Origin of the sequence: Acinetobacter rudis (genome assembly GCF_000829675.1) — a bacterium.
In the GTDB taxonomy this organism is placed as follows: Bacteria; Pseudomonadota; Gammaproteobacteria; order Pseudomonadales; family Moraxellaceae; genus Acinetobacter; species Acinetobacter rudis.
Genome location: NZ_BBRX01000107.1, coordinates 1 through 7,412, shown reverse-complemented (window position 1 = coordinate 7,412; position 7,412 = coordinate 1). Strand labels below are relative to the sequence as shown.

General features: G+C 41.1%; 6 protein-coding genes. 4 read left to right on the top strand and 2 right to left on the bottom strand.

The window, feature by feature from the left end; all coding sequences use genetic code 11:
- Window positions 1–268: 268 nt before the first annotated feature.
- The 4 genes from Aru01_RS17490 (at window position 269) to Aru01_RS17475 (ending at window position 4,907) form a co-directional block, all read left to right on the top strand.
- Window positions 269–775, top strand: a complete 507-nt coding sequence (locus Aru01_RS17490; protein ID WP_016655014.1) for a DinB family protein — start codon at window positions 269–271, stop codon at window positions 773–775.
- 139 nt (window positions 776–914) lie between these two features.
- Window positions 915–3,116 carry a TonB-dependent siderophore receptor gene (locus tag Aru01_RS17485; protein WP_016655015.1) on the top strand — a complete coding sequence of 734 codons (2,202 nt, stop codon included), beginning with the start codon at window positions 915–917 and terminating at the stop codon, window positions 3,114–3,116.
- A gap of 122 nt (window positions 3,117–3,238) precedes the next feature.
- Window positions 3,239–4,459: a class I SAM-dependent methyltransferase gene (locus Aru01_RS17480; protein WP_016655016.1), complete on the top strand. Its 1,221-nt coding sequence runs from the start codon at window positions 3,239–3,241 to the stop codon at window positions 4,457–4,459.
- Between the two features lie 19 nt (window positions 4,460–4,478).
- Entirely contained in the window at window positions 4,479–4,907 is a 429-nt protein-coding gene (locus Aru01_RS17475; RefSeq protein ID WP_016655017.1) for a GNAT family N-acetyltransferase, read from the top strand.
- Window positions 4,908–4,944: 37 nt separating this feature from the next.
- On the opposite strand, the gene Aru01_RS17470 is transcribed toward Aru01_RS17475, so the two are convergent.
- Together Aru01_RS17470 and Aru01_RS17465 are read right to left on the bottom strand one after the other, a co-directional pair.
- On the bottom strand, window positions 4,945–5,229 hold the full coding sequence (locus Aru01_RS17470; protein ID WP_016655018.1) for a hypothetical protein: 285 nt from the start codon (window positions 5,227–5,229) through the stop codon (window positions 4,945–4,947).
- A 124-nt stretch (window positions 5,230–5,353) separates the two neighbouring features.
- On the bottom strand, window positions 5,354–7,412 hold a 2,059-nt coding region (locus tag Aru01_RS17465), incomplete at its 5' end, for a 3-hydroxyacyl-CoA dehydrogenase NAD-binding domain-containing protein (protein ID WP_042111692.1).

Here is a 7,412-nt window from a genome sequence, read left to right as displayed (position 1 = left end):
ACTGCAGTAAATGGGAACAATGCTTTAGACTTTTGATCACAATAACTGGGCTTAATCTTTAGTTATCTTTAATATCAGTGGCTTATACGGTTAAATTTTAAAAGAAATTGCTGATTTGTTGAATGGATGTAGCACTTTTTAGTGGTTTATAGTAAGACTGTTTTGAATATATATTTTCATACCTTGCCAGACTGTAGTGTGAAAAATCTAGATTCAAGCGGATTGTTTAGGTCAATATAAAACTCTTCATAAGGATGATTTTAAAATTATGGAAATAGATACATTAAATACCTTTGCACGTTATAACATTTGGGCGACAGCCAAGTTATCTCAGTGCTTAAAACAGGTCAGTGATGAAGATTTTTTCAAAGATCAAGGTTTGTTTTTTAAAAGTATTTTTGGGACTTTGAATCATATTTTACTTGGTGAGCATCATTTGTGGTTTGAGCGTTTTAGTCAGGGGCATTCGCAAGCTTTGAGTTTAGATACTATTGTTATTGCAGACCGCCATCAGCTGCTTGAGCAATTAGAGCAGAAATCCTATCATTGGCTTGAGTTCTTACAGCAACTCGACTCAGGCTTACTCTGCCAAGAGCTGCATTATACGAGTACTCAGGGGCAGAAATTATCATTGCCATATGCTGCGACTTTATTACACGTGTTCAATCACAGCACACACCACCGTGGGCAAATTACAGTGGCGCTCACGCAAATGGGCTACCCATGTCCGGTACTAGATCTGGTTTATATGTTGGTTGAAGACAAGAAAAAGTAAGGTAACTTAACACCTTATAATTTGCTGGAATATATTCACTTTCATCTATTTGTTCTAAATCAAAAAAATAAATATCAGGTGATCCGTTGTGTTTTTGTTAAAAATAACGATAATCGTTTTTATTTAGATTAAGAATACCATGCGCAGATATAGTTGTCAGAATCTAACTTTCACTCGAAGTGCAATTTATCTGGCACTTTTTAGCTGTGGCATTACAACCGCTTATGCTGATACAGGTGAGGTAGTTGAACCTGTGATGTTGCCTGTGATTGAGCTAACGGCAGACAATAGTCCAGAAAACAATTACATAAAAAAAAATGCCAGTACATCGACCAAACTGGATTTATCGGTAAAAGAGACACCGCAATCCGTTTCAGTGATTACACGAAAGCAGGCTGAAGACATGGGTGCGACCAACATAGCTGATGTGCTATTAAATACTACGGGTATCTTGCTTACAGGGGATAATACCGAGAGAACTAACTTTTCAATAAGGGGGTTCAATGTTGGAGATGGCTGGAATTCAAACTTATTGCAATATGACGGCGTAGCGGTAAATGCAACGAATATCGCTTCATCAAAACCTGATATGGCCACGATTGAAAGTATTGAAGTATTACGTGGGGCAGCGGGTTTAATGCAAGGTTCTGGGGAGCCATCCGGTGCGATTAATCTGATTCGTAAAAAGCCTACGGAGTCTTTTCAGGCAAGTGGAGCGATCAGCTATGGCTCATGGAACACGATCCGTGGTGAAGTCGATGTATCGGGGCCATTGAATCAATCAGGCAGTATACGAGGTCGTTTTGTTGCAGCGGGTCAGGACGGTGACTCCTTTATGAAATCTGTCACACGTGATTCTAATGTGCTGTATGGCATAATCAGCAGTGATTTAACTGAAAATACGCTGTTGAACATTGGATTTTCACGGCAAGGTGAACATGCTGTTCCTGTAAACACGATTCCGAATTATTTTAATGGCACAAAAATAGGAGTTGATCATTCTAATTGTGGCTGCGATGCCCGAGATTTTTGGGATAAAACTAACTCTCAGCTTTTCTTAGATATTAGTCACCAGTTTGATAATGGCTGGCTGGTTAAAGCCAGTTATATGAAAGCAAAATATTCGATGGATATGGCGTTTACATCATTGGCTGTAGCTGCGACGACAACCAGTGCAGATGATGCCTTGGCAACAGTGTATAAATATGGATATAAATATGAGCAAAAACTAGATATCTATGATTTTTTTGCAAAGGGTAACTATGCTTTGTTTGGCCGCGAACATGAATTGGTTTTTGGTGCGAACCATAGTCGAAGTGATCTCGATGGGGCATGGACAAGTTGGGATCAGGTTCTAGAAGACTTTAGTTTGGTTGGTTCTGGTGAAACACCAAGCCGTGATTACTTATATGTAAACATTAAAAACTTTAATCATTATCAGTTGCCTCACATCGCTCCACGTTATAACAACACCATTTTTGAACAAGTACGTCAGACAGGGTATTACCTCACTACTCGATTAAATATAACCGATCCCTTAAAACTAATTGCTGGGGTACGTCAAAGTAATTTTGAAGATATTGATAAGTATAAAAAGTCCAATATTCTGACTCCATATTTAGGAATCAGTTATAACATTAATGATGCATTAACTGCATATGCAAGTTATACCGATACTTTTGTGGTGCAAGGTGCCAAAGATCGTGATGAAAAACTACTTGATCCTATACAGGGTAATGTCTATGAAATTGGCTTGAAAGCAGGATTATGGGATGATCGCTTGATTGCCTCAATTGCGGGATTTAGAACAAATCAGATTAACCGAGCAATACGAGATGACAGCAGCAAGGGGCAATGTCCATTTAATGGTGGCGAGGCATATTGTAATGTTGCATCTGGTGAGGTGGTAAGTAAAGGCATTGAAACTGAGATTCGTGGTGAAATTATACCGAATCTTAATTTAAGTTTTGGCTATACCTATAACACAACCGAGTATGATAAAGACCCTGAAAACCAAGGCCGTGTTTTTAATGAAAATACACCAGAGCATATCGCGCGTTTATTTGCGACCTATAAATTTGCAAATAATTTGACGGTAGGTGGAGGGGCGAACTATCAAAGCACTTGGACTGTTGGACGCTATAATAAGTATAGCTATAAGCAACCCAGCTACATGACTGCGAGTGTGATGGCGAGTTACCCACTGAGTGACAAGACCAATATTTCATTAAACGTGAATAATATTTTTGACAAAGAATATTATTCACAGATTGATAGTGATGGTGGCGTGCGTTTCGGAAATCCGCGTAACGCGACCCTCGCACTAAGAACAAAGTTTTAAGCCAATACTTGGGTGATTTGATGTCACCCATTTACGCATTGAATCAAGGATTTCGTAAAAAGCGTATGCCTTGACGGCAGGCTTTACGTTAAAATAGTGAAATCCTGATTTGAGTTTGAATTATGCAATCCGAGGCAATACTTTCTGTCCAAGAACAACAATTTTTAGATGCTGTGGCACAGGCAATTACCTCAAAACAGTTGCAACGCTTAACTTTGAGTCAATATCAGGGGGATTTAGCTGAACTGGAAAAAATCACTTTACGTTTACTTGAAGTTCAACAGCAAACAGTACTCAGTGCGCTTTATCACTACAAGACCAAAGACGTTACTCAGAACTATGAACTTGATCAAGCATTACTGCAAATTACAGCCTTATTAGCGCAGTGTAAGCAGGCAAATTTTGTGTCATTCGATGCAGAGTGGCAGCTGAAAAGGACCAAAAAAAGTGTACTGGTAAAATGCCATAAACGTGAGTCAGTTGAAAAAACAGCTGTATCTAGTCAACAACATGACCGTGAGAAAAAACGCTTGCTCGATCCAAATAGTCCATTTTTGCATTATTTAGGAATATGCGATGCAGAGGCTAAAGTGATTCCAAGCATGGCGCGTAAATGGAAGCAAATTAACAAATTTGTAGAGATTTTTTCTCATGCAGTTGAAAGCTTACCCAAGCAGTCACGTGCGATGCATGTCGTAGATTTTGGTTCTGGCAAAGGCTATCTCACTTTTGCTCTATATGATTATTTGCAAAAACAGCAGCACCAACCACAAGTTACAGGTGTTGAACTGAGTGATAAAATGGTGGCATTTTGCCAAGAGGTTGCGGCAAAAAGTCAGTTTCAACAGTTACAATTTTTCCAAGGGGATGTCCGTAGCTATCAGCCTGAACATCTTGATGTGATGATTGCATTGCATGCTTGTGATATTGCTACTGATTTTGCAATTCATACAGGGATACGCTTAGGGGCTTCCGTGATTATGTGCGCGCCGTGTTGTCATAAAGAATTACGACCACAGATGCAAAGTCCTAGCTTGCTCAAACCGATGTTGCAATTTGGTATTCATGCTGGACAGCAGGCTGAGATGTTGACGGATACGATTCGCGCGTTATTGTTAAAAGCCTATGGTTATGAAACTAAAGTCTTTGAGTTTGTTGCACTTGAACACACCAGTAAGAATAAAATGATTTTAGCGACTAAACGTAAAGACATCAGCACATCTGATGCAGAAGTGATTGCACAAATTCAGGCTTTAAAACAGCACTATAGTATTGAACAGCATTCACTTGAATTGTTGTTGAATAATCAGTGGCAGGCACATGATTTAGGTAAAAAGTGTTAAGACAGTGAAGGGTAATATCATGAATCAATTAAAAGACCAGATCAAACATGGAACATGGGCAGAGCTTAAAGACGATGCGATGTTTATTCGTGAACAGGTCTTTATTGGGGAGCAGAGTATTGCACCTGCAGATGAATGGGATGAGCAAGATCCAATTTCTCTTCATTTTGTTATTTATCAGGAAGGGCAAGCAATTGCGACAGCACGCTTGTTAAATGACAATAGTGTAGGGCGAGTTGCAGTATTAAAAGCCTACCGTGGACAAGGCTTAGGACAATTGATCATGCAATCAATTATTGAGAAAGCCCAACAGGAAAAACGTACAGAATTGCATTTATCTGCACAAGTCCATGCACTTGAGTTTTATCGTGCTTTGGGCTTTGAACAACAAGGCGAGGTCTATTTGGACTGTAATATTCCACATATTGATATGAACCTCACCCTTTAACTCCCTCTCCTTGGTAAGGAGAGGGTTTGGGGCAGGATTAATGTCCTTGATGTGCTTCAACCTGAGCAGCTGAGTGTTTTTCTTGAGCAGCTTGACGTGCTTGATCTTGTTGTTTCGCTTCAGCCATTGCCTCAGCAGACATCGTTGGCTGCTGTTTAAACGCATGTTGCTGGGTGTTGTGCTGTTTACTTGGCATGTAGTCTGGTTCATTGCTCATTGCTAAGTAAAATATACCTAAAAATAAAATACTTAGGATAGTTGCAATGATTAGAGCTTTCCAGCCCCAAGGAGATTTTTCAGGAGAAAGGACTTGGTTATTCATGCGTTTTTCCAAATAAAGCGTGTGAATATTGATAGCATCATAGCATAAGCATGATCAACTGTTGCACATTACACGCGTATTATGCCTGTCACAACTGTTGCTGTTGTGACAGGCATCAGCGTTATTAAACAATAGCCTGTTGTGTGCGTGCATGTTGTTGTAATAATTCAGGTGCTTTAAAACGTTCACCAAACCGTTGTTCCAACTGCTGAGCTCTGGTAAGGGCTTGGCTTAGACCATATTGGTTGAGAAATTGAATGGCTCCACCTGTCCACGGTGCAAAACCGATTCCAAAAATTGAACCGACGTTGGCATCGATCACGGAGCTGAGGACACCTTCTTGTAGGCAACGTAAAGTATCGAGTGATTGAACGAAGAGGAAGCGATCAATCATGTCTTGTTCGGTGATTTCAACCTCTGCCTTATACCAGTGTTTAAGTCCAGGCCAGAGTTGCTTTTTGTCGTTTGTTGGATAGTCATAAAAGCCTGCACCCGCAGCTTTCCCAGCGCGATCAAATTCATGAATCATGGTGTGAATAACTTGATCCGCAGGACTTGGTGCTAAGACTTGCCCCTCAACCTGTTTCGCTTTACGGGCTTCATTTGCAACATGTTCAGAAAGAGTCAATGACACTTCATCTTGAATGGCGAGTGGGCCAACAGGCATTCCAGCTTTGAGTGCTGCCATTTCAATTTTAGCTGGATGAATTCCCTCGGCAAGTAAACGAAGGCCCTCTTGAACGAAGGTTCCAAATACACGGCTGGTAAAAAATCCTCGACTGTCGTTAATAACGATAGGCGTTTTTCCGATTTGTAAAACAAAGTCATAAGCTTTGGCAAGTGTTTCAGCAGAGGTGTATTGGCCTTTAATAATCTCAACCAACTGCATTTTATCGACGGGGCTAAAAAAGTGTAAACCAATGAAGTTTGCAGCATTGCGACTTGCTTGTGCTAAGTCTGTAATGGGTAAAGTCGAAGTATTCGAGGCCATTACCGCATCCGCTGCGAGATACTGCTCGGCTTCTTGGGTTACCGTGGCTTTAAGCTGTGGGTTTTCAAATACTGCTTCAATAATGAGGTCACAGCCAGCTAAATCAGCGGCCTGTGTTGTGGGTTGAATGAGCGCTAATAATTGATCACGCTGTTCAGGTTGCATACGACCCTGACTGACTTTTTTATTCCAAAGTTTTTGACTATAAGCTTTTCCACGCTCAGCGGCATCTAATTGAATATCTTTTAATATGACTTTAATGCCTTTATTGGCAATCGCATAGGCAATTCCCGCACCCATCATGCCTGCACCAAGTACTCCGACTTGTTGAGTTTTGGTTTTGGGATAATGGGCTGGACGACTTGCACCTGACTTAATTGCATTTAAGCCATGCCAGAATGTTCCAATCATATTTTTAGAGATTTTCCCCGTCGCAAGTGCAGTAAAGGCACGAGTTTCGATGCGTAATGCAGTATCTAAGTCGACTTGAGCCCCTTCAACAGCCACAGCCAGAATGGCTTCTGGTGCTGGGTAACAGCCTTTGGTTTTTTCTCGAAGCATCGCGGGTGCAATGGCCAATAGCTGCGCAACGGTCGGTGTTCTTGGGTCGCCACCAGGTATTTTATAACCTTTTACATCAAATACTTGTTGTGACTTTTCATGGCTATTGATCCAAGCAACTGCTTTTTCAATCAGTTCAGGTTCACTCTGCGCTGTATCATGAATGAGCCGTAGATTTTGGGCCTCTTCAAGCTTAAATTGCTTGCCTTCAAGGAGATAAGGCAGTGCTGTTTGTAAGCCAAGCAGGCGGACCATACGAATAATTCCACCACCACCGGGTAACAGGCCAAGTGTCACCTCAGGCAAGCCAAATTTGGCCTTTGGATTGACAAGAGCTATACGATAATGACTGCTTAAAGCAATTTCCCAGCCGCCGCCTAAAGCTGTGCCATTTAGGGCAGCAACGACAGGCACACCAAGGGTTTCGATATATCGTAAGTTCGCTTTCATTTCTTCGACCATGTTGAAGAAATCGGTCGCTTGCTCTGGTTGTGCTTGTATAATTTCATCTAAGTCTCCGCCAGCAAAGAAGGTCTTTTTGGCGGATCGTAGAATGATGCCTTTGATTTGAGTTTCAGCTTTGATTTGTTGCGTGACTGCATTGAATGCCTGACGAAAATCAGCATTCATG